Annotated in this window: 15 protein-coding genes; 5 read left to right on the top strand and 10 right to left on the bottom strand. The window is 67.9% G+C overall.

All coding sequences use genetic code 11. From position 1 onward, the window contains the following. Positions 1-181: 181 nt before the first annotated feature. Complete coding sequence (locus DDF62_RS08635) at positions 182-655, bottom strand: GatB/YqeY domain-containing protein (RefSeq protein WP_116488738.1); 474 nt, start codon at positions 653-655, stop codon at positions 182-184. A gap of 577 nt (positions 656-1232) precedes the next feature. Between DDF62_RS08635 and DDF62_RS08640 the strand changes: the two genes are divergently transcribed. The 3 genes from DDF62_RS08640 (at position 1233) to DDF62_RS25560 (ending at position 10887) form a co-directional block, all read left to right on the top strand. After that, entirely contained in the window at positions 1233-2783 is a 1551-nt protein-coding gene (locus DDF62_RS08640; protein ID WP_165832202.1) for a ShlB/FhaC/HecB family hemolysin secretion/activation protein, read from the top strand. A 14-nt stretch (positions 2784-2797) separates the two neighbouring features. Then, positions 2798-10273 (top strand): beta strand repeat-containing protein, encoded by a 7476-nt coding sequence (locus DDF62_RS08645; protein WP_116488740.1) that lies wholly within the window; start codon positions 2798-2800, stop codon positions 10271-10273. A gap of 440 nt (positions 10274-10713) precedes the next feature. Next, complete coding sequence (locus tag DDF62_RS25560; protein ID WP_165832203.1) at positions 10714-10887, top strand: hypothetical protein; 174 nt, start codon at positions 10714-10716, stop codon at positions 10885-10887. On the opposite strand, the gene DDF62_RS08650 is transcribed toward DDF62_RS25560, so the two are convergent. The 9 genes from DDF62_RS08650 to DDF62_RS08670 form a co-directional block, all read right to left on the bottom strand. Beyond that, positions 10884-12806 carry a TniQ family protein gene (locus tag DDF62_RS08650; protein WP_116488741.1) on the bottom strand — a complete coding sequence of 641 codons (1923 nt, stop codon included), beginning with the start codon at positions 12804-12806 and terminating at the stop codon, positions 10884-10886. The genes DDF62_RS25560 and DDF62_RS08650 overlap by 4 nt on opposite strands. Continuing rightward, on the bottom strand, positions 12803-13345 hold the full coding sequence (locus tag DDF62_RS26835) for a TniB family NTP-binding protein (protein ID WP_244286758.1): 543 nt from the start codon (positions 13343-13345) through the stop codon (positions 12803-12805). The genes DDF62_RS08650 and DDF62_RS26835 overlap by 4 nt, the downstream gene beginning before the upstream one ends. Then, positions 13342-13704 carry a P-loop NTPase family protein gene (locus DDF62_RS26840; RefSeq protein WP_244286759.1) on the bottom strand — a complete coding sequence of 121 codons (363 nt, stop codon included), beginning with the start codon at positions 13702-13704 and terminating at the stop codon, positions 13342-13344. The genes DDF62_RS26835 and DDF62_RS26840 overlap by 4 nt, the downstream gene beginning before the upstream one ends. Next, complete coding sequence (locus DDF62_RS26100) at positions 13701-13991, bottom strand: hypothetical protein (RefSeq protein ID WP_244286760.1); 291 nt, start codon at positions 13989-13991, stop codon at positions 13701-13703. Before DDF62_RS26100 ends, DDF62_RS26840 begins: the two co-directional genes overlap by 4 nt. Positions 13992-14069: 78 nt before the next feature. Next, positions 14070-14570 carry a Mu transposase C-terminal domain-containing protein gene (locus tag DDF62_RS26105; protein ID WP_244286761.1) on the bottom strand — a complete coding sequence of 167 codons (501 nt, stop codon included), beginning with the start codon at positions 14568-14570 and terminating at the stop codon, positions 14070-14072. Further along, positions 14564-14956, bottom strand: coding sequence for a hypothetical protein (locus DDF62_RS26110; RefSeq protein WP_244286762.1), 393 nt, complete (start codon positions 14954-14956; stop codon positions 14564-14566). Before DDF62_RS26110 ends, DDF62_RS26105 begins: the two co-directional genes overlap by 7 nt. Beyond that, the gene (locus tag DDF62_RS26115) at positions 14923-15891 is read right to left on the bottom strand and encodes a hypothetical protein (RefSeq protein ID WP_244286763.1); all 969 of its coding nucleotides are present in this window, start codon (positions 15889-15891) and stop codon (positions 14923-14925) included. The genes DDF62_RS26110 and DDF62_RS26115 overlap by 34 nt, the downstream gene beginning before the upstream one ends. Next, positions 15888-16721, bottom strand: coding sequence for a TnsA endonuclease N-terminal domain-containing protein (locus DDF62_RS08665; protein WP_165832204.1), 834 nt, complete (start codon positions 16719-16721; stop codon positions 15888-15890). Before DDF62_RS08665 ends, DDF62_RS26115 begins: the two co-directional genes overlap by 4 nt. Positions 16722-17411: 690 nt before the next feature. Continuing rightward, complete coding sequence (locus DDF62_RS08670; protein ID WP_116488743.1) at positions 17412-18788, bottom strand: RES family NAD+ phosphorylase; 1377 nt, start codon at positions 18786-18788, stop codon at positions 17412-17414. A 169-nt stretch (positions 18789-18957) separates the two neighbouring features. Between DDF62_RS08670 and DDF62_RS08675 the strand changes: the two genes are divergently transcribed. Both DDF62_RS08675 and DDF62_RS08680 read left to right on the top strand, forming a co-directional pair. After that, positions 18958-20835, top strand: coding sequence for an ATP-dependent nuclease (locus tag DDF62_RS08675; RefSeq protein ID WP_165832205.1), 1878 nt, complete (start codon positions 18958-18960; stop codon positions 20833-20835). Positions 20836-20838: 3 nt separating this feature from the next. Beyond that, positions 20839-22836, top strand: a complete 1998-nt coding sequence (locus tag DDF62_RS08680; RefSeq protein ID WP_116488745.1) for a UvrD-helicase domain-containing protein — start codon at positions 20839-20841, stop codon at positions 22834-22836. Positions 22837-22903: the final 67 nt, after the last annotated feature.

Raw genomic sequence — 22903 nt, forward strand, 5'->3', positions numbered from 1 at the left:
TAGGAAAAAAATTCACCCAAGTCACAAAGCTGCTCCGGGGGGCGAAAACTAGCGCGCCATTTTGCCAAGGAGCGGCAACCTACCAATTTTATTGGTTTGGGTGTCGTGGACAAAGTGTCCAAGCGACGACATTAAGCGTCGCTGCGCAGTCCCATCGGGAGACTGCGCAGTCGCCCGCAGTTTAGGCCCTGGCCAACGCGCTGGCCGCCTTGCCGTCATACTGGCCGCCGAAGTTGGTCTTCAGGTGGGCCATGATCGTCCCGACGTTGGCGTCGGGGTTCTTGGCCCGGAAGTCGTTGATGGCCTCGCGCAGTTCCGATTCCGTCATCTGCTTCGGGCCATACGAGGACAGGATCGCCAGTTCGGTTTCAGCCGCCTTGGTCCGCTCGTCCACCTTCGAGGTATCACCAGCGGCCTCGATCAGGCGCGCGCGTTCGGTCGCGAGGTTTTCCAGCGTCAGCTTCGTGTTCTTCACGAACTTCGCGACGGTTGCGACGACTTTCTCGTCGGTGACTTCCGTCACGCCGCGCTTGAACTCCTCGGTCGTGATCTGCGTGGCTTCACCGATCAATGTGGTGAGCACGTCAGCCTTCAGACGGTCGTTCAGCTTGCGCGCCGCGAGTTGGTCGGTTTTGAGCTCGTCGAGCAAAGCCATGTCGTCGTCCTTTCAGTTCGGCCTATTCGATAGTGCCGTAGTGCATGGTGACCGCAACTCTTCAAGAGCGCGGGTGAGCCGCAAGTCACGGGGATGTCGGCGCCGGTCGGGCGTGGCTCAGCCTTGTCCTCCGCCCGTTCGTCGCGGCGGGCCGCGGTCGTTGCAACCTGCTTGGGGCATCAAGACAGGGGACGATTAAACCGCTGCGCCATTTCCCAATCTGGGAAGTGGTGCTGGGGTCATAGGAAGATAATGGCCGTCGAGCGGATTCAGTAAACGGCTCGAAACCTATATATGATCATTCGCACAAAGCGGTGTTATGTGTGTCATGTGCAAAGCCATGAAATGAATTAACCAGTTTGAAATCCACAAATACCTATCACGTCGCCTTAGTGTTAGTGGGGCGTGTAGTATGAGTGTTGATGTATCGCGGGGTGCGACGCGCGCCCTGGTCGTCGCGACGGGCTCGGTTTTGGCCCTGACCTGGTCCACGGCAAGTTTCGCGCAGACCGCGCCAAGCCGGACCCTTCCTCAATCCATCGCTCCGACCGTTCAGGAGACCCAGGGCGAGATCGCCTTGCCGGCTACGCGCCTGACGGCCGCCCCGGCGGGGGCCGAGGCCCTGTCGGTGCGGATCGAGCGGGTGGTGGTCGAAGGCTTAGCGCCTGACCGCGCCGAAGCCGTCGCCGCGCTGACCCGGCCGGTCGAGGGGCGCACCGTCACCGTCGCCGCCCTCTACGAGGTCGCCGCCAAGATCGAGGCGCTGTACGCCCAGGACGGCCGTATCCTGACCCGCGCCACCCTGCCGCCGCAGTCGCTCAAGGACGGCGCGACCTTGCGCATCGTCGTGATCGAGGGCTTCATCGAGAGCATCGACGACAGCCGCGTGCCGGCCAAGGTGCGCGGGCCGATCCGCGACCGGCTGGTCAAGCTGATCAACCGGCCGGGCCTTAGCCTGCCGCAGATCGAGCGCCAGGTGCTGCTGGCCGCGCGCGTTCCCGGCGTCAATCTGCGCACGACCCTGGTTCCCGGCGAGCTTGTCGGCGGGGCGCGGCTGGTGCTGCAGGTCGAGCACGACGCCGTCGCCGGCGGCCTTGGGGCCGACAACACCCTGTCGAGCGCCTATGACGACTGGAACCTCGAGGCGCGGCTGACGGCCAACTCGGTGTTCGGGGCGGGCGAGCAGTTCTATGCCTTCGGCGCCTCGGCCACCGATCTGGCCCTGACGGGCGGACATCCCCATCGCCGCATCGTCGGCCTGGGCCTGATCGCGCCGCTGGGCTTCGACGGGGTCACGGCGCAGCTCGAGTATCTGCACGCCGACACCAATCCGATCACGCCGCGTGGCGTGCTGCCGGTGCAGGGCCAGTTCGACCGCATCGTGGCCAAGCTGTCCTATCCGCTGATCCTTGGCCGGCGCGAGATGCTGTCGGTGTCGGGCGGGTTCGAGTGGACCAACGAAAGCCAGGCCGCCCGCGGCTTCGGTGTCGACCTGAGCAAGGACGCCCTGCGCAGCTTCACGTTCGGCCTCGAAGGCGGCAAGGCGATCGGCCAGGCCACCATGGTCTCATCGCGCATCGACTTCAACCAGGGCATTTCGGGCTTTGGCGCGCGCACGCCGGCCGACGCGCGGATCTCGGGCACGCCGCTGTCGCGCCAGGGCTCCAGGCCCGACTTCACCAAGCTTTCGGCCACCGCCAGCATCGACCGGGCCCTGGGCGGTCCGTTCTCCGCGCGGCTGGTGCTGCGCGGCCAGACCGGCTTCGGCGGCGCTCTGCCCAGCGCCATGCAGTTCTCGCTGGACGGCGGCGAGGGCGTCTCCGGCTTCGACGCCGGCTCGATCAATGTCGACAGCGGCCTGACCGGCCGCGTCGAGCTGGCCGCCCTGGCCCCGATCGGCGGGCGCGTCGTGGCGCGTCCCTACCTGTTCGCCGCGGCCGGCCGGGGCTGGCTGGAAAAGCCGACCGTGGTCGAGAAGCCGCGGCCTGACGGCTGGTCGGTGGGCGGCGGCGCCCGTACGACGCTGGCCGAGCGCGTCAATCTGAGCGCCGAGCTGGCGCACGCCAACAGCAACCTGTTCGCCAAAAACCAGACGCGCCTCACGGCCAGCGTCAACGTCGCGTTCTGAGGAGGAGCCTGACCATGCTTATCGCCAACAAGCTTCGCCTGATCGCAACGACCAGCCTGACCCTGACCCTGGCCGCCATGGCCACCCAGGCGGCGGCGCGGGACGCCCTGCCGACCGGCGGCTCGGTGGTCGCCGGCTCGGCCACCATCGGCGGCCAGTCGGGCGGCGCCCAGACCATCACCCAGACCAGCCAGAAGGCCGTGATCGACTGGGCCGGCTTCAACGTCGGCCAGGGCGCCAGCCTGACCTTCGTGACGCCCAACGCCGACGGCGCGACCCTGAACCGTGTGACCGGCACGACGGGCTCGACCATCGCCGGCCAGATCACCGCCAACGGCAGCGTCTATCTGATCAATCCCAACGGCATCCAGATCACCCAGACCGGCGTGGTCAACGCCGGCCGCGGCTTCGTGGCCTCGACGCTGGACATCTCCAACGACGAGTTCATGGCCGGCGCCGGCCGGTTCACGGGGACGGGCGGGACCATCGACCACCGGGGCTCGATCACCGTCGGGGCGGGCGGCGTTGTCGGCCTGCTCGGCGGCAGCGTCTCCAGCAGCGGCCTGATCGTGGCGCCGGCGGGCAAGGTGGTGATCGGCGCGGTCACCCACGCCACGCTCGACCTCAACGGCGGCGGCTTCCTGCAGGTGGCCCTGCCCGAGCAGTCGGCCCTGGCGGCGGACGGCTCCAGCGCGCTGGTCTCGGCCCAGTCGGGCTACGAGGCGACCCGCAACACCGTCAATCTGGACGGCCTGAGCAGCGGCAGCGTGACCGGCCGCAACGGCGACATCGTGCTGGGCGGCAAGATCAGCGTCGATTCCGACGCCGGCGACGCGGGCTCGATCATGGTGATGGGCGCCAACACCCAGGCCAACGGCGAGCTTTCGGCCCGGGCGACGGGCGCCACCGGCAATGGCGGCTTCATCGAGACCTCGGGCAATTACGTCGACTTCACCGGCCTGCGCGTGGACACCCGCGCGGCGCACGGCGCGACGGGGACCTGGCTGGTCGACCCCACCGACCTGACGATCGACGCGGCCGCGGCGTCCACCATCCAGTCGAACCTCGCCACCACCAACGTCACGCTCGAGACCTATCTCAGCGGCGCGCCGTCCGGACCGGGCGTGGCCAGCGAAGGCGCGGGCGACATCATCGTCAATTCGGCGATCAGCTGGGGCGCCAACACCCTGACGCTGAACGCGGCCAACAGCATCAAGGTCAACGCCGTCCTGACCGCTTCGGGCAGCGCGGGCCTCGCCCTGAACTACGGCGACACCAAGGGCTCGATCGCCGCCACGCCGCTCGCCGGCGCGGGCCTCGACTTCGGCCTGAGCAGCAGCGGTTTCGCCGGCCGGATCGACTTCACGGGCGGAAGCAACAGCTTCGCCGTCAACGGCCAAGCCTACACCATCATCACCGCCCTGGGCGCGGCCGGCTCGACCACGGGCCTGGACCTGCAGGGGATCAACGGCGCCCTGGGCGGCTTCTACGCGCTCGGCGCCAATATCGACGCCAGCGCCACCAGCGGCTGGAACAGCAACCAGGGCTTCGACCCGCTCGGCGCGACCAATGCGGAAAGCGGCGGCAATGGCTTCACCGGCAGCTTCCTGGGCCTTGGCCACACGGTCAGCAACCTGACCGTCAAGCGCACGTCGTCAGCCTATGGCGGCCTGTTCGGCCTTGCCGCCGCCAGCGCTTCCATCGGCAATGTCGGCCTCGTCAACGCCAGCGTCGCGGTCAATGGCGACGCGAACACCTTCATCGGCAACGGCACCGGCGGCACGGCTGGCGCCCTGGCCGGCGTTTCCTACGGCGCGATCACTCAGAGCTATTCCACGGGCTCGGTGTCCGCCAACGGCGGCCCCACCTTCGGCCCCTCCACCGGCGGCGCGGGCGGCGTGGCCGGCGGCCTGGTCGGCAAGTCCTACGGTACGATCACGGGAAGCCATTCCTCCGCCACGGTCTCGGCCGGCGGTCGCGACGGCATGACCCAGGGCGGCGCGGGCGGCAAGGTGGGCGGCCTCGTCGGCCAGTCCTACGGCGCGATCTCGGAGAGCTACGCCACGGGCGCTGTCGCGGCCAACGGCGGCGCCGGCACCGACGTCACGACGGGTACTGCCGGCGCGGGCGGCGTGGCCGGCGGCCTGGTCGCCGAAAGCAGCGGCGCGATCACGGGGAGCCATGCGACGGGCGCGGTCTCGGCCAACGGCGGCAGCGCCCGCACCGCCGGGGCTGGCGGCAAGGCGGGGGGGCTCGTCGGGCTCTCCAGCAGCACGATCACGGCGAGCTACGCCACGGGCGTGGTCTCGGCCAACGGCGGCGGCGGCAGCGGCGGCAGCAACAGCGGGGCCACGGGCGGGACGGCCGGCGGCCTGGTCGCCGAGAGCGACGGTGCGATCACGAGGAGCTATTCCACGGGGGCGGTCTCGGCCAACGGCGGCGGCGGTAGCGGGGCGGGTGTATCAGCCGGCGGCGCCGGCGGCTCCGGCGGGACCGCGGGCGGGCTTGTCGGTCGGAGCCGCAGCACGATCAGCCTGAGCTACGCCACCGGCGCGGCGTCCGCCAACGGCGGCGGCGGCGGTGCGGGCGCAACCTCGACCAATGGCGGCAACGGCGGCAGCGGCGGCGTGGCGGGTGGGCTCGTCGGCGACGCCAGCGGCGCGATCACCCAAAGCTATGCGACGGGCGCGGCGTCAGCCAACGGCGGTGGCGGCGGCAGCAACGGTTTCGGCATGGTAGGCGGCCGCGGCGGCAACGGCGGCGCGGGCGGCAGGGCCGGGGGGCTGGCCGGCCTTGCCAGCGCCGACATTGCACAAAGCTACGCAACGGGCCGAGTGTCGGCCGGCGGCGGCGGCGGCGGCAGCTACACGATGTTGAGCGGCGCGACGATGGTCACGGCGTACGGCGCGACCGGCGCCGCCAGCACGGGCGGCGGCTTGATCGCCGTGGCCTCGGCCGGAACGATCCAGGCGTCGTACTGGGATCGTTACGCCAGCGGTCAGGCCTTGGGCGTGGGTTCCAACACCGGCGCGACCGTGACCAGCCTGGCCTCGGTCACCTCCGACGCGGCGCAATGGACCGCGGCCGACTACATCTACAACGCCTCTGCCTGGTCGCTGTTGGCCACGGGCGCGACCAGCGACATCGACCTGACCGGTGGCCAGGCCCTGACCTGGCGGATGTACGAGGGCTTCACCACCCCGATGCTGAAGGCCTTCCTGAAGCCGGGAACCGTGGCGGTCAGCGTCGGCGACGCCACCGCCGTCTATAACGGCGTCCGGCAGCTGGTCAGCGCGACGGTCACCGCGCCGAACGGGGTCGACACCAGCCTGATCCTGGGCGGCGGCCGCGGCCGCGATGTGGGTTCGTACGGCACCGGCGCCTATTCGACCCAGCAGGGCTATGACCTGATCGTCACCGCGACGGGCACGCTGACCATCACGCCCAAGGCGCTGACCATCAGCGGCGGCGCCAGCACGCTGACCTATTCCGGTTCGGCCTTCGGCAACGGCTATGTCGTCAACGGCCTGGTCAGTGGCGACTACATCACCAGCCTCGTCGGCGGCGCCATCGGCACGAACGTCGGGACCTATTACGACAACCTGTCGGGCGCGACCGGCAACGGCCTGTCGAACTACAACATCACCTACGTCAACGGCAGCCTGACGATCAATCCCAGGGCGCTGACCATCACCGGCGCCAACGTGAGCAGCGTTTACAACGGCTTGGAAAAGACCCACGCCGTGGTCGTAAACGGCCTGGTCGGTCGCGACACGGTGACCTCGGTCTCCGGCGTGGCCACGGCGACCAACGTCGGGACCTATACCGACAACCTGTCGGGCGCGACCGGCAGCGGCCTGTCGAACTACAACATCACCTACGTCAACGGCAGCCTGGCCATCACGCCCAAGGCCCTGACCATCACCGGCTATGCCAGCTACCGGGGCTATAGCGGCGAGGCCCAGACCAACGGCTTTACCACCGACGGCCTGGTGGGCGGCGACACCGTGACCAGCGTCAGTGGCCAGGGCAGCGGGACCAATGTCGGGACCTATTACGACAGCCTGTCGGGGGCTGTCGGAACCGGCCTGTCGAACTACGCCATTACCTACCAAGGCGGCGCGTTGGTCATCCTGCCCAAGGCTCTGACCATCACCGGCGACACCGGATCGGCGACCTATAACGGCGCGGCCCAGACCAACGGCTTCACCGCCAACGGTCTGGTCGGTTCGGACATGGTGGCCTCGGTCGCGGGCCTCGGAAGCGGGACCAGCGTCGGCAGCTACGCCGACAGCCTGTCGGGCGCGATCGGCTTTGGCCTGTCGAACTACACGATCACCTACGTCAATGGCGGCCTGGCCATCACGCCCAAGGCCCTGACCATCACCGGCGGCGCCGGCTCGTCGATCTACAGCGGCTCGGCCCAGGCCAACGGCTTCACCGCCAGCGGCCTGGTGGGCTCGGACGCCGTGACCTCGGTCAGCGGCCTGGCCAGCGGGACCAATGTCGGCAGCTACGCCGATGTCCTGTCGGGCGCTGTGGGCAGCGGCCTGTCGAACTACGCCATCACCTATGTCAACGGCGGCCTGGTCATCACGCCCAAGTCGGTGACGGTGACCTATACGGCCAACGCCGCCAGCAGCACCTATGGCCAGGCGCCGACCGGCCTGAGCGGCGGCTACCTCGCCAGCGGCCTGATCGGCGGCGACACGCTGTCGGGCACGGCAAGCTGGACGACCGCGGCGACCACCACCTCGGGCGTGGGCGGCTACGCCATCACCGGCTCGGGGCTCGGGGTCGGCTCCAACTACACGCTGGTCGCCAGCCAGGCGGCCGGCAACGCCACCGCCCTGACCATCACGCCCCGTGCGCTGACGGTGACCGGCAACGCCGGATCGCTGGTCTACAGCGGCGCGGCCCAGGTCAACGGCTTCACCGCCAGCGGCCTGATCAACGGCGACACCGTGACCTCGGTCACGGGGCTGGGCGGCGGGACCAACGCCGGGACCTATGCCGACGTCCTGTCGGGCGCGACCGGTACGGGTCTGTCGAACTACGCCATCACCTACGTCAACGGCGGCCTGGTCATCACGCCCAAGGCGCTGACCATCACCGGCGGCGCCGGCTCGGTGATCTACAATGGCGCGGCCCAGACCAACGGCTTCACCACCAGCGGCCTGGTCGGTTCCGACACCGTGACCTCGGTGTCGGGCCTGGGCGGCGGGACGAATGTCGGCAGCTATGCCGACAGCCTTTCGGGCGCGACCGGCAGCGGCCTGTCGAACTACGCCATCACCTACGTCAACGGCGGTCTGGCCATCACGCCCAAGGCGCTGGTCATCACCGGCGGGGCGGCCTCGAACATCTACACCGGCGGCCTGCAGACCAACGGCTTCACCACCAACGGCCTGGTCGGTTCGGACACCGTGACCTCGGTTGCGGGGCTGGGCGCCGGGACCAATGTCGGGACCTATGCCGACGTTCTGTCGGGCGCTGTCGGCAGCGGCCTGTCGAACTACGCCATCACCTACGTCAACGGCGGCCTGGCCATCACGCCCAAGGCGCTGGTCATCACCGGCGGGACGGCCTCGGGCGTCTACAACGGCGGCCTGCAGGTCAACGGCTTCACCACCAACGGCCTCGTCGGCTCCGACGCCGTGACCTCGGTCTCGGGCCTGGCCGGCGGGACCAATGCCGGGACCTATGCCGACGTTCTGTCGGGCGCCGTCGGCAGCGGCCTTTCGAACTACGCCATCACCTACGTCAACGGCGGCCTGATGATCACGCCCAAGGCGCTGACCATCACCGGCGGCAACGGCTCGGTGATCTACAATGGCGGCGTGCAGACCAACGGCTTCACGGCCAACGGCCTGGTCGGTTCGGACGTCGTCACCTCGGTGGCCGGCCTGGCGGGCGGGACCAATGTCGGGACCTATGCCGACAGCCTGTCGGGCGCCGTCGGCAGCGGCCTGTCGAACTACGCCATCACCTACGTCAACGGCGGCCTGGCCATCACGCCCAAGGCGCTGGTCATCACCGGCGGCAACGGTTCGGTGATCTACAATGGCGGCGCGCAGACCAATGGCTTCACGGCCAACGGCCTGGTCGGTTCGGACGTCGTCACCTCGGTGGCGGGCCTGGCCGGCGGGACCAATGTCGGGACCTATGCCGACGTCCTGTCGGGCGCCGTCGGCGGCGGCCTTTCGAACTACGTGATCACCTATGTCAACGGCGGGCTGGCCATCACGCCCAAGGCGCTGACCGTGACCTACGTCGCCAACGCCGCCAGCAGCGTCTACGGACAGGCCCCGAACAACCAGACCGGCGGCTATGTGGTCGACGGCCTGGTCGGCGGCGATGCGCTTTCGGGCGCGGCCGGCTGGACGACCACGGCGACCGCGACCTCGGGCGTCGGGACCTACGCCGTCACCGGTTCGGGCCTGGGCGCCAGCGGCAACTACGTGCTGACCAGCGTGCAGGCGGGCGGCAACGCTACGGCGCTGACCATCACGCCGCGCGCCCTGACCGTGACCGGCAACGCCGGCTCGGTGGTCTATAACGGCGCGGTCCAGACCAACGGCTTCACCACCAGCGGCCTGGTCAACGGCGACACGGTGACCTCGGTCTCCGGCCTGGCCGGCGGCGTCTTCGCCGGCAGCTACGCCGACGCCCTGTCGAACGCGACGGGCAGCGGACTGTCGAACTACGTGATCACCTACGCCAATGGCGGCCTGGCCATCACGCCCAAGGCGCTGACCGTGACCTACACGGCCAACGGCGTCGGCAGCGTCTACGGCGACACGCCGAGCGGTCTCTCGGGCGGTTACGTGGTCGACGGCCTGGTCGGCGCCGACACCCTGTGGGGCAACGCCGCCTGGACCACCACGGCGACCACGACCTCCGGCGTCGGAACCTACGCCGTCACCGGTTCGGGCCTGAGCGCCAGCAGCAACTACGTGCTGACCAGCGTGCAGGCGGCGGGCAACGCCTCGGCGCTGACCATCACGCCGCGGACCATCATCGTGACCGCGGACGCCCTCAGCCGCGTCTATGGCGCGGCCAATCCGGCGCTGACCTGGACGGTCGGCGGGCGAGGCCTCGTCAACGGCGACACGCTTTCCGGCGCCCTGGCCACCACGGCCGACACCGGCTCGCTGGCCGGCGACTACGCGATCACCCGGGGCGGACTCGCGGCGAGCCCGAACTACGCGGTGACCTTCGTCGACGCGGTGCTCTCGGTCACGCCGGCGCCGTCCTCCAACCCGCCGTCGCGCGTCGTCGACAACGGCCAAGCCGACGCCTCCGTGCCTGGCGCCCTCTCGGGCGGGCGGGATCTCATGGCGCCGGTGGTCGACGTGGCGTTCTCCGAGGCGGGTGACGCCTTCGGCGGCGACGCGGTCTCCAAGGGCGCGGGCGGCGGGTGCCGGGGCCAGGGCCAGGGCCAGAGCCAAGGCGCCGCCGTGAACTGCGCCGCCCAGTCCGGCTCCTGACGACACGAGGGCGCGCCACACCGGCGCGCCCGATCGTCCGGAACACGATGCGACGACCCTCGACGGCCGCAGTCCCGGGGGCCTCCCCAAGGACTGCGGCCGTTTTCATTGTCGGCGGTCCGGGCCTGTTCCGAGGACGGCCACAGCCTGCATGGACAACGGCGTTACTGTCGGCGCCGGTCGGGCGTGACCCGCCAAGCCGTTGAACTTCCGAGACCGGGCGAAACCTGCAACGAGGGGACACAACTCAGCTTTGTCCTCCCGAGGCGATTTCCAGCTTAGGAGCGTCCCCGGTTTCTCCCGCCGCCGACAGGCAGCCGGCGAAGTCGCAGCACCGGAACTCGCACTCCCCGTACTTTCCGCATCGAAACGGCGTCAGCCTGGACCGCCGAGCCATTCTGTCCGATCATTCGCGGCGTAGCAGCGGGACGTGCGGCAATATGACCAACGCCGAGTACGAGGCCCACCTGAAGCGGATCGACCGCATCCTGGCGCGCAGCCACGGGCGCTTGCCACTGTCGAACACGTGGCTGACCATGCTCCTGATCGCCTCGCCGCTGGTCGGCGCCTCGATCTTCGCGGCCGGTATGCTGGTCGGACGAGCGCTATTCTAGCGCCCGCCCTCGAGCGTGGAGATCCTGTCGAAGCCGTCCCACGGCTGAAGCCCGTCGCCGAACAGCTTGGCGAAATGCTCCTCGACCGCACTTCGGAGCCAGAAAGGGCCGACGACCCGATCGGGCAGGGCATCGCGCATCGCCGGCGAGACACGCCAGCGCCAACTGATCTCGCGAGCGCTGATCAGTTTCCGCGCCAGCTTCTCGACCTTCGCTCGCCCGACGAACTGGCCGTTGCTGTGGGACGAGATGTGCCTCCCTGAGATCAGCCAGGCCAGGTCACGCGGGAAGCAGTTCAGGTAGCGCTCGGCCTCGATGCGATTGAAGTCCGCGGCCGGGTCTAGGAGCTTCGAACCGCGCGGCAGGGCCAGGAGATCAGGGTAGCGCCCGGCCAGGAACTCCCAGGCGAACTGCCGCGAGATCGTCAGACGCTGGAATTGAAGGCGCTCGCCAGCGATGCCGAGCCCGCCCGGGATCCGCCCATCGAGGGCGGCCTGGATCACCGGACCCCACGGCTTCTCGCCGCCGCCTACGCCATGAAAGACGTCCTCCAGCGCGACGCTGTCGGGAAGCGGCGGCGCCAAGGCCTCGGCCAGCCGATCCACCAAGCCGAGCACGCTCACTCGATCTAGTTGGAAGCCAGGATAGAGCAGTTGCACGATCGGCTCGGTGCAGGGCTCCAGAAGGCCCAGGCTTACCAATTGCTCCACGCCCGCAAGCGGCAACTGATAGCTCTGGACGAACTCCGCGGTTTCCATCCTTCGGCGCAGCCCGATACTCAGCGGGTGGACCTGGCCAGGCTTGATCCAGCTGATGTTGCGGACGCGCCCTTTGCGAGGCGCAGGTGTCGCGAGGCCGGCGGCGACGACCTTGTTGAACTCGAAAAGCGAGATCCCGAGCCACACCGCGGAGCGATGGAAGGTCCATTCGCCTTCCTCTTCCCGCATCTTGGCGACCCGGGCCGGGCCGTGGTGCGCGGTTTCGGCGCGATCCACCATCGACAGGATCAACGCCTTCTGGACCCCAGACTTCTCCTTGGCGCGCCGACGTAGCTTCGCAAAGAGCGGCAGGATGCGATGGTCGGCGCTGCGGCCGGCCTCGGCGAGCCGGTCGAAGGTCGCCGGATAGTCCAGAAGCACCTGAGCGGCGAGCGCCAGGTAGGTCGTGTCGAACTGCGCCGAGGTCGTCAGCTTGATGTGCTCGGGCGTCACCGACCTCGTCACCACGCACAACACCTCGAAGACATCGTGCGCCGCCACCTCGTTCAGCGGTGGCGGCAGCCGCGCCAGGGCCTTGGCCCGCATCTCCGGCGCCGGATGAACCAGATCGCCGACGAAGCTCAAGGTTTCGCGAAGGTCGGCCGGGACGGTCGCCGGCGAGGCGAGCTTGAGGTCGAAGTCACAATGCTCGCAGCGATCGATTTCCAGACAGCCCGCCCAACGCAGCGGCTTGCCGCAGGTCGAGGAGGGGCATGTGTCGATCAGATGCTCCCAGCTCTCCGGGCAGAACGGCAGAAGGCGGATCTGCCATCGCGCGCGATGGTGGGCTGAGCGCGCGAGGGAGGCCGGCGACACACGCCGGCCTTTGATCTCGAACCGCCGCCGCTGGGACGGAAGCCCGAAGTAGTCGACCACCTCGGGATTGCCGCCGACCGTGGGATTCAGGATGCGTCTCAGCGCGCCGTCGCGAATGCCAAGCACATCGGAGACCGACGAGAGCTCCGTTGAAATCCGGTCGGAAAGGTCGCGGCGGACGTAGGTCAGCCCGGCGAACCGCAGAAGGTCGGTCCTGCTGTCGAAGCAGTTCCAGTCCGCGACTCTGGCCAGGTAGCCCCGAATGCTCTCGTCGAGCATTGGCTCCAACGGGAAGAGGATCGAGGCGCCGCGGGTGCGGCGCCTGATTTCCACGGCCATGTTCATGACAGCCGCTCCTGGAGGAAAGGGTTGGTTTGGCAGATGGCGTTCGGGATCGCCCACCGGTCGACCGCGTCGGCGAGGTCGGAAGTCTCTAGCTGGCTGGCGTCCCGACGTAGGGCGATTTCGAGCGCCGCCCCCACCAGCCTCGAGACCCGCCCGATCACGCCGCTGGAGACGGCATGGAGGCAGCCGAGCACCCACGGATCGTTCAACCCGGATAGGCTGGGCAGTATTCGTTGTTCGACGATAGCCCGATCCAAGAGAGTGACGTAGCCAGCCAGAAGCGATCGATCTGAGGGGCTCGAAAGGGTCAGCGCCCTGAAGTCGCAGGGCGCGATGAGCCTGCCGCTCAGTTGAAGGTTTCTGGTGAAGAGATCTTCGGCATCGTCTGTCCCGAGGAACACGATTGGAACGACACCGTCGTCGAGCAGGCGCTTCAAGCTGTCGGTGACGTCGTTCTTGTCGGAGATGCGAGCGTTCAAGTGCTGCACCTCATCAATGATCAATAGCTCCGTGCCGAAGCGCTCGAAGCAGGCCTTCACCCGCTTTTTGAGCGTCTGCTCGTTGCCGCTGCTGGAGTGTTGTCGCCGAAGAAGTCGAGGATCGACATCATCAGCTTCTTGGCCGTCGTTGCACGTTCCAGCGCGATCAGCACGATTGGCACATATCCCTCCGTGCGGGGGTGGCCGGTTTCGAAGCGTCGGACGAACGCCTCGGCCGCCGTGGTTTTCCCCGACCCCGTCGCCGCCAGCGTTCGCAGGTCCTTCTGGGCTCGGCCGCGCGTCGCGCGGCCGAGCTTGATCAGATAATCGCAAGCCTCCTGGAATTCGGAGTGTGGTGGATAAGGGATGTAGATTGATCCGAAGTCGGCGATTTTCGCGGCGATCTGGTCGCGGTTCATAGTTCCGGCTCCTGCCACTTGGTGATGTCGACGGAGAAGTCGGCGTCGCTACGCGCGTTCGGCGGGGTGAGGCCCTTGGATGATTTCCCCGTCCTCTTGCGTGGGCTCGATTTGGGCTTCTTTGGTCTGGCTGGCCGCTTTGGGGCCTGCCCGCCATCGGCGCGGTTTCCAGCAAGGAGGTCGTGCTCGATGATGGGAGCCAGCCCGTCGTGCCGCGCTGGCGCGTAGGCGATCACAGGGCTTCCGCTCGGCTTCTGGACCTTGGGACCGTTCAGGAAGCGGCGCATCGCATTGCGAGCCTTGCCCTTTGGATGCGGAGCGCTGGCCTCGATCCGTTCGATGAGGTTGGCTCTGGCGACCAGGCGCTAAACCCCCGTGTTGAAGGCGAGGCCCTGGTTCTTGGCCCATTCCTGAAGTTTCTGGTGGTGCCAGAACGACATGCCTGCGGCGTAGCGCTCATCCTCGCAGGGGAGCGTCACATAGGTTTTGCGGCGCCTGTTCCAGACATGGATCTCGGACAGGTTGGCCGGGTTGTATTTGACCTTCACCGTAACGACGGCGGAGCCTTTTCTCTGGCCCCGAACGGGTTCGAAAGCGATCAGCTCTTCGAGGAGCGCTCCGACCTTGTCCTCATCGTGGTAGCGCAAGCCAAAGAGAACGACGCCCGACGTGGTGACGCGGCAGGGCCTGAACGCGCCGAGCGCCTTGTCGAGTAGCCGCTCATCCCCAATGGCACTGATGCCATGGGCTTCCATGTCCTGCTGCCAGAGCTGGGCTGGCGGAGCGTCGACACCGGTATGGTGACTGACGTGGTAGACGGCGATGGCCTCGTGTAGGAGCTCTTCGAGCTCTTCCAGCGTCAGCACGGCGTCTTTCGATGGATCATAGCCCTCTCTCGAAGCAGCTCCGTCTTGAAGACGGCGCCCGGTAGCTTGGTATTGAGCAGGCTGTTGAGGGTCCCGAAGAACCTTTCTACGACGGCCTTGTAGGTGGGGGAGCTAACAGGGGCGAAGCGCACGGTGGTGCCGACGTCGGCCATGGCGTCTTCCAGGGACGTCCCTGAAAACTCCTTGCCGTTGTCGACCACGATCTCGTCGAAGCGACCGAAGATCTGGTTGAGAACGGGGTATCGCTTAGCCAGCGCGCCCTTGTGCAGCTTTGGTCGGTTGCCGCGTTTGATGCACTCCATCACCGAATAGATCGAGGCCGGCTCGAAGCTCAGCAGGAACCCCTCGATGCAGCGCGTCCGCACGTCGATGAGATGGTGAGGGTGGGTCGCCCCACCGGCAGCATCCAGTCCGTGTCGATGACGACGACGCCATCAAGCACGGTGTGATCCATACAGCCCAGGCGCAGAAAGCGGGCAGCGGAGAGGCCCTTTCCAGAAGCCTTGAACCGGGCCTTTGCCCTCTTGGAGCCGTGCTTAAGCCGGTAGGCCTCGTAGGTCTCCTGCCTGCGAACTACCATTCGGAACGTTTCGTAGGCGGGCTGGTCGAGCTGTGGAAGTCGTCCGCCGCGGCGGCGACGCCGGTTGATGTAGTCGAGCAGCTTGGCGAGCCGAGCGTAGGCGTCCACGATGCTCCAGCCGGTGCGGGTCCAGTACCAGAAGGCCCACCGCCGTATTAGAGCCCGGGTGGTAGGCGGTAGCCGGCAAGATCGCTCCATCTGGCCGTTCAGCGCGACCATGTCCTTGAGGGCGCGTTCGCGGGGCAGTCCGCGGCCATTGAGCCAACGGCGCACGGACCGGGTTGATGGCTTGCCCTTGAATGCCGCAGCCTTCTCGGGATGTTCAGACCACAGCCGCGAGAGCGCCAGTGTCAGGGCTCTGTCGCTACGAGGAATATCCCCCATGGCGTCGAGGCCGCGGGTGACGAACAGGCGCAGGCGCGCTCTTGGGTCCAGCGCGTTCAGCGCGGCGTGATCGTCGTCCAGCGAAGGTCGTTTCTGGCGGCCTGCGAGACCATCTCGCACGGCAATCTTCCTGAGATCGCCAGTGCGAAGTCCGTCCAAGAACCACTGGGTATCGGGCCATCCCAACACCCCCAGGGCGCCTTCGATTTGGAACGGCCCGCCGTTCTGCTCGCGGATGAAGTAGATGAAGTTGTCGCCCAGTTCGCGCTCGAAGATGAGCCGCTGGCCGCGAAACTCCCAGAGCTCGCCGGTGCTGATGCGGATCGGAAGGCTCATGACGCAGCTCCTTCCTGGCGAAGAGATTCAGCGCCGCAGATCGCGCTTACGGCGCTATCGGCGCCGAGCGGGCGGGTGAGATCGATGTCGATGAGACGGGCGACCATCATCGCCTTGGCGATCGCCATGCCGACACGCCGGTCGCCGATACGCTCGGCCAGGGCGCCGAGCGGCGCCTGACCGCCCATGCTTTCGATCAGGTCGAGCGCGATGTAGCCGTGGGAGGCGTCGAACCGAACCTGGCGGCAAGCCTGCACATCCTCCACGTTGGCGAAGACCGTGGCCGGCAGGAAAATCTCGTCCTTCAGAACGACCCGAAAGCTCCATCCGAGTTGAGCGCAGATCTGCTCCACGTGGGCCAGCTTCAGGGCGTAGTCGGGGTCCTTCAGCGCCCGGCGGTCGTTCTTCACTTCGACGACCTCGATCCGCCCGTCAGCCAGCAGGCGGGCGCAGTCGGCGATGTAGATGCGCTTGGCGCCATCGACCACGAACTCGAATCGGAAGGGCTGCGCCCGGTAGTCGACGACGCGGGTGTCGACCTCGCTGCGCATGAAGAAGCCCCGCTCGTTCATGCCCTCGAAGGGATGGGAGCGGCCGCTCTTGGTGCTCGGGTAGACGCCGGTCGTGATCCGCCGGCGACCGGTGATAATCGTGCGGATGGGGCGGTCGTCGGGCGTGGTGACGATCCGGCCGACGGCGTTGATCGCCGCCCAGCTCAGCGGGGTTGGCGATGCGCCCAGGGTCAGCTCGATGGTCTTGCGAACCGGGGGGCGCATTGAAGGGTATGGCCGAGCAGGACCTCGGCGCATGGGGAAAGACAGGTCGTTCATGTTGTTCCTCTTCCAGGGTTGGGAGAGGCGGAGCCCAGGCATGCGCTCGCAATCCGCCCATCAGGGCGGTTGACTATTCGGCGATGTCGGGGGAGAGTTTCCAAGTCGCGTGCAAACGACTTCGGATTCTCTCCGAAGCAAGGCCCGGGCCGGCAAGCCCGGGCTTCTTGTTCCTCCGCCTAAGCGGACGCTTTCAAAAAGTATCTGGTCAGGCCCTCCTTTCGAGCACAGGCGTGAGCATTCAGCCGCTGCCGATACGGAGCGGGCGCTTGACCTTGCATCGAGGTGAGGCGGTCTTGGCGCGAAGCTTCGCGCAGCCGTTTTTCCTGGCCTTGATCTAGCGCCAGATAATACTGGATTAAATTTCGAGTCTGATCAAGTCTTTAGGCCGATATAGTGTTTGGGTTGGTTCCGATCACTATCGAGCATCGCTTGAATGTAGCCACTTTCATGCGCCTTTGCTTGCCTATGGGTAAGCAATTGGTGCGTATCCGTCCGCCATGTGGTGCTTTGATTTGTTGCGTCGTGAAACGGTGCGCATTGATCTGATGCTGGTCGCTGCCGCTGAAGCGGACCTCGTTAGGCGGCAGATGACTCATCACGGACCTTGGGAAGGTCCGTACCTGACCACCCGGGCGGATCGCCGCCTTCGAGCAGTTTTCGAGTAGACCTGGGTGCGGACTAGACCACCTAGAACGGTAGGTCGTCGAAGGCGTCGTGCGCATAGCGCGAGAGCCGCACCGACCGGCCCGGAGCATCGTAGTCGGTCGCGTCGATCCGCTGTACCACTAGGCTATCGGGCGCCAGGCGCAGCGTCACCGGCCGAGGGTCGTCCAGGTCCGACTCAGAGGCCGCGACCGCTGCTGCGGCCGCAGGGTCCGCCGGTGCGACTCCCGCCTCGCTGTCTTCGGGCAACCGCTCCATTTCGCGGATGGTGATGGTGTCGTCGCCGTCGCGTTCGTCCTCGTCCCACCAGCCCAGGTCCACCTCGGTGTCGACATCAGAGCGGTCGATGAAGGCGACACGGGCGGCGCGATTGAACAGCACCACGTTGCGCTTGGCGCCGCCGGCCTGGGTCGAACGATATATCAGGCCGTCGAACCCCAGGCGCTGGGCGATGTAGTCGGCCACGATCTGGGTGGGCAGGTAGCCGAAAGCCTCGTCGCGCGGCATCACCGGCTGGGAGATTTCCGCGCCGAAGGTACGCAGGAACGCCACCCGATCGCAGCGGCGAATATAGTCGGGGTCGAAGATACTGCCCTCGACCTTGATCGCGCCCAGCAGGTCGAAGTCGAGTAGCCGTACCGGCCGCAGCAATTGGAACTTGGCGAACACCGCGTGGGCGCCCACTGGCGGCCGGATCTCGGCCCGGCAGGTAGCCAGTTCCTCGGCACCGTAGAACACCGACACGCCCGCCGCGTTCATGCGACCTGACGAGGCCATGCCGCGCGGCGGCGGACCCAGCTCTCGGTCCGGGCGGACCAGGAAAGCCTGCGGGTCCGCGTCGTCGAAGGCCACCCGCCCACGCGTCAGGATCGCCTCGGGCTCTTCGGGAAACACCGTCCGCGCCACCAGCTGGCCGCGCCAGTCGGCGTGGGTCTCGATGTCGGCAAAGATCTCGTCCAGCCACTGCTCGGCCTGGCGGTTGAAGAACCGCGCCTCGCCCCGGACGCTGGCCTTGAAGTCCCGCCAGCGGCCCTGATGGGGGCGGCGGTCCAGCGGTGCCTCCTCGAAGGTGGCCTCGAAGATGTTCTCCTCGCCGCCATGGGCGGCCTCGTAGGCGCGTTCGGAAGACAGCATCTCCTGGATCGCCTCGCCGACCGCCGAGCTGACTCCGGCCGTCTTCGAGACCAGCGCCGCGTAGCTGACACCCTCATCGCTACGGTCGACCACGTAGTTCTCGGAGATGGCCATGTCGATCTTGTCGGCCAGGTCGCGCAGGGGCAGACCCAGCCGGCGCCGACCGCAATCGACGCAAAGGCGGCGCTCGCCCTCGGCTTTGACCGCCCCGGCCAGGAACGGGTCGGCGATGCAATGGTGGCAAAGAGCGGTGGCGGCGGGCTTCATGACGCCACCCTAGGGCGGGCGGCCAGCCGCGTCACGATCCCGAGGGCCGGGCCACAGCGGACTCGATTTGGGGCGGCGACGTTGGTCTGACGCGCAAGTCTTGTCCTGGGAACCCGGTATGGTGGTACTCTGGGGCGACTCTGCCCTGGGAGGGCGCGCGGGGCGGTCGATGCATATCTCGGAGATCTATGCGAGCGGCTTTCGGTGCTTTTCGGCCGACAGCCCGCTGCGCCTGGCGCTGTCGGCGGGGCTCAACATCCTGGTGGGGCCCAACGACGCGGGTAAGAGCGCCGTCATCGACGCGGCCCGCTACGTGCTGTGGACGCGCGGCGACGACTATATCCGGCCCGACCTGCACGATTTCCACGTCGACGCCGCTGGCGCTCGGACCAGCGACTTCGTCGTACGCTGCACCTTCGACGGACTGACCCCCGAAGAGGAATCGCGGTTCCTGGAATGGTGCGTCAACGAAAGCGGCAAGCTTCGTCTCCACGTGTGCCTGCGCGCCTCGGTGCGCGCCTCGGCGGGCGGCGGCAGCGTCGTGACGAGCCAGCATCGGGCCGGAGCCGAAGGGGAGGGCCTGCCGCTCGACGGCGAGCTGCGCGAATATCTGAAGGCGACCTATCTGAAGCCCCTGCGCGACGCCGAGCGCGAGCTTCGGGCCGGCCGGCGCTCGCGCTTGTCGCGGATCCTGGGGGCGATGCCAACCATGGGGCCCCAGGCCAAGCCGGGCGCCGACCCCACCAAGCCGACCCTATACGACACCCTGGCCGCAGCGGATCGGGACGTGCGCGGCAATACCGCCGTCGATGGCGTCAAGACCAGCGTCAACACCGACTTCCTCAGTCAGCTGTCCTTCGCCGACGATCCTCTGGTGGCGACCCTCGACCTGGGCGCGCGGGGCAGCTTCGACCAGATTTTGGAGCGCTTCGAGCTCTATCTGAACCCCGCCCGCGGCAGCGAGCGGGTGCTGCGGGGTCTGGGCTACAACAACCTGCTGTTCATGGCCGCCGAGCTGCTGCTGCTGCAGTCGCATCCCGACCAGGTGCCGTTCCTGTTGATCGAGGAGCCCGAGGCCCACCTCCATCCCCAGCACCAGACCCTGTTCATGGACGTCCTGGCCGCGCGCGCCGCGCCGCCCCAGGACCAGGAGCATCGCCAGCAGGTGCAGATCCTGCTGACCACGCACAGCCCGCAGCTGGCGGCGGGGGCGGACCTGGAGACGATGACCATGATCTTTGGCCACCGGGCCTTTCCCCTCGGCGCGGCCCATACCCGGCTGGAGGTCGACGACTACGAATTCCTCCGCCGCTTCCTGGACGCCACCAAGGCCAACCTGTTCTTCGCCCGGGCCCTGATCGTCGTGGAGGGCGACGGGGAGAACCTCTTGCTGCCGGCGCTGGCCGAAAAGCTGGGGCGGCCGCTCAGCCGACACGGCGTCTCGATCGTCAAGGTCGGTCACCGGGGCCTTTTCCGCTACAGCCGCATCCTGCAGCGCAAGGCAGGCGCGGCCGTCGGCGTCCCCGTCGCCCTGGTCCCCGACTGGGACATCCCCCCGCCCGAGGCCAAGACCCTGGTCACGCCGCGCCTGACGGTGGACGAGTGGGAGGACGAGGACCTGACCGCCCACATAGCCACCCTGACCCGGGACGAGGGCGGCGGGGTCAAGGCCTTCATCGCCGACCACTGGACGCTGGAGTTCGACCTGGCGCTGCAACCGGCCCTGGCCGCCGACGTCCACCTGGCCGTCCAGCTGGCCAAGACCACCAGCCGTCAACCCGCCTGGCTGGAGAAGATCCGCCTGGAGGCCGCGCAGACCTATGCGGCCTGGCAGAGCCAAGGCCTCTCGGCGGTCGACATCGCCGTCAATATCTTCCGCCCCCTCCACGACAAGACCGCCTCCAAGGCCGAGGTCGCCGAGCAGCTGGCAAAAATCCTGCGCGCCCGCGCCGACAAGCCCGAGGCCATGCGGGCGACCCTGCCGCCCTATTTAGTCGCCGCTATCGACCATGTGACGGGCGGCGCGCCAGCGCCGGCGGCCGGCTGAGCCATGCTGGAGATCGCGCCGATCACCCCAGAGCTCCTGGCCGCCCTGGGCGAGGAACTGGGCGGCTGCGACTTTGGCCACGCCAGCCACGCCGACTTCCTCGGCTGCGTGACGACCTGCGACGTCCAGGCCGCCCCGGGCAACGGCAAGACCACCCTGCTGGCCGCCAAGCTGGCCCTTCTGTCCAGAAGCTGGGTCGACCGCCGTCAGGGGGTGTGCGTGATCACCCACACCAACGCGGCCCGCTCGGAGGTCGAAGACCTGATCGCCGGGCATGCGAGCGCGGCGCGGCTGATGGCCTATCCGCATTTCACCGGCACGGTCACGGCCTTCGTCAACCAGTACCTGGCCCTGCCTTACCTGCGCGGCCTGGGCTGGCCGATCCGGCAGATCGACGACGACGCCTTCGAGGCCGAGGCGCTCCGCTTCTACGCCAGCTGGCAGGCGCTCGACTGGCACGCCAACAAGTCCCAGCGCCCGGCCAAGGCGACGGTCGAAGCCTGGGTCAGCGGGCTGGAACTGGCCAGCGACTTCGTCAGTGTCGGGCCCGCCCCCCAATCCCTCGCGGTTCGCCGGATCAAGGGACAGCACGGCGCCGACACCGCGTGCGGCAAGGCGCTTGCCCAGCTCAAGGCGGCGATGGTGCGGCGCGGCCTCTATCGCTACGGCGACATGACCGCCCTGGCCTGGCGGGCTCTGGAGACCACGCCGGGCCTGGCCGATCGGCTCCGGGCGCGCTTTCCCCTGGTGATCCTCGATGAGGCCCAGGACACCAACGGCCGGCAGATGCAGCTGCTTGAGCACCTCTTTCGGGACAGGGGCGCGTTCCAGCGCCTGGGCGACAGCAACCAGACCCTCTACGAGGACGCGGCTCTGGGGGCGAGCGACTACTGGACGCCCGGCGCGGCCTCCATCCCGCTGGACGCCAGCCGCCGGTTCGGCGGCGAGATCGCCAGCTTCGCCAGCTTCGCCAGCCGCCTGACCGCCCGCAAGGCCCAGACGATCGTCGGCGATCCCACGCGCGCGTCCAGGCGGGTCCTGCTCGTGTTCGACCAGGCCTCAATCGGCGGGGTGATCGGCGCCTTCGCTGGCGAGGCGCGCGCTCACTACGGCCAAGCCGCCCCAGCCAAGACCCTATGGGCGGTGGCCTCGCGCCATAACATCCCCGGACGCGGCAAGGGGCCCTGGTCGGTCAAGAGTCTGGTCGACTATCATCCCGCCTATCGCGCCGAGGGCAGCGCCCGGCTGACCGCCGACCGCTTCTGTCGGCAGATGCAGAAGGCCGCTCTCCATCACGCGGCCAGACGCGCCCCGGCCGAGGTCGGACGGATGCTGGCCGCCGCCATGGCCACGCTATGTGGGCTCTACGGCCTGAAGGCCGCGGGCGACAAGGTCGTAACCGCCCACACCGTTTGGACGACGCTGGCCAGTCGTGACCTGGACCTGCCGCGCAAGGTCCGCAGGCTGCTGCGCGACCAGGTCCTGGCCGGGAACGCGCCCTGGAGCCAGGACGATTGGGAGCTGTTCGTGCAGGCCTTGATGGGGCTGCTGGGGCCCGCCGACGCGGCGGTTCAGACCCATTGCGCCTATGTCTCGGGCCAGCAGCTGGACGACCCCCAGGCGCTTCCCGCGACCAAGAAGGAGGTCCGCTTCGAGGATTTGACCGTGCGCCTGGGCTCGATCCATTCGGTCAAGGGCAAGACCGTTGACGGTATCCTGGTGGTGGAAAGCCAGATTTGGCGCAGTCCGGCGACCAAGGACCAGTGCATGGACCTGGAGACGGTGCTGCCGCATGCCTTCAATCTGACCAACGAGGTTTTCGACGGGGTGGCCCTGACGGCGGCGACCAACGTCTTCGTGGCCGTGACGCGGCCGCGCGAGCTACTGGGCCTGGCCATCCGCGCCGAGGTTGCCACACAGGCCCTGCGCACGGCCGCTCTGGCTCAGGGATGGAAGCTTGTCGATCTTTCGACACAACCTGCGTCGCCGTCGACGCTCTGAAATCCCGTCGCGAAGGCAGGACGTCACGGCACTCCAGCAACAGAACTCAAATCGGCCGCACGAGCGA

Origin of the sequence: Caulobacter radicis, assembly GCF_003094615.1 — a bacterium.
GTDB lineage: Bacteria > Pseudomonadota > Alphaproteobacteria > Caulobacterales > Caulobacteraceae > Caulobacter > Caulobacter radicis.

Bases quoted from the DNA above. Each gene is read 5' to 3' on its own strand.
- DDF62_RS25560 (WP_165832203.1), top strand. From the start codon at position 10,714: ATGACCAACGCCGAGTACGAGGCCCACCTGAAGCGGATCGACCGCATC.
- DDF62_RS08665 (WP_165832204.1), bottom strand. From the start codon at position 16,721: ATGAACGACCTGTCTTTCCCCATGCGCCGAGGTCCTGCTCGGCCATAC.
- DDF62_RS08635 (WP_116488738.1), bottom strand. From the start codon at position 655: ATGGCTTTGCTCGACGAGCTCAAAACCGACCAACTCGCGGCGCGCAAG.
- DDF62_RS08670 (WP_116488743.1), bottom strand. From the start codon at position 18,788: ATGAAGCCCGCCGCCACCGCTCTTTGCCACCATTGCATCGCCGACCCG.
- DDF62_RS08675 (WP_165832205.1), top strand. From the start codon at position 18,958: ATGCATATCTCGGAGATCTATGCGAGCGGCTTTCGGTGCTTTTCGGCC.
- DDF62_RS08680 (WP_116488745.1), top strand. From the start codon at position 20,839: ATGCTGGAGATCGCGCCGATCACCCCAGAGCTCCTGGCCGCCCTGGGC.
- DDF62_RS08645 (WP_116488740.1), top strand. From the start codon at position 2,798: ATGCTTATCGCCAACAAGCTTCGCCTGATCGCAACGACCAGCCTGACC.
- DDF62_RS26100 (WP_244286760.1), bottom strand. From the start codon at position 13,991: ATGCGCCGCTTCCTGAACGGTCCCAAGGTCCAGAAGCCGAGCGGAAGC.
- DDF62_RS08650 (WP_116488741.1), bottom strand. From the start codon at position 12,806: ATGAACATGGCCGTGGAAATCAGGCGCCGCACCCGCGGCGCCTCGATC.
- DDF62_RS26115 (WP_244286763.1), bottom strand. From the start codon at position 15,891: ATGAGCCTTCCGATCCGCATCAGCACCGGCGAGCTCTGGGAGTTTCGC.
- DDF62_RS26840 (WP_244286759.1), bottom strand. From the start codon at position 13,704: ATGAACCGCGACCAGATCGCCGCGAAAATCGCCGACTTCGGATCAATC.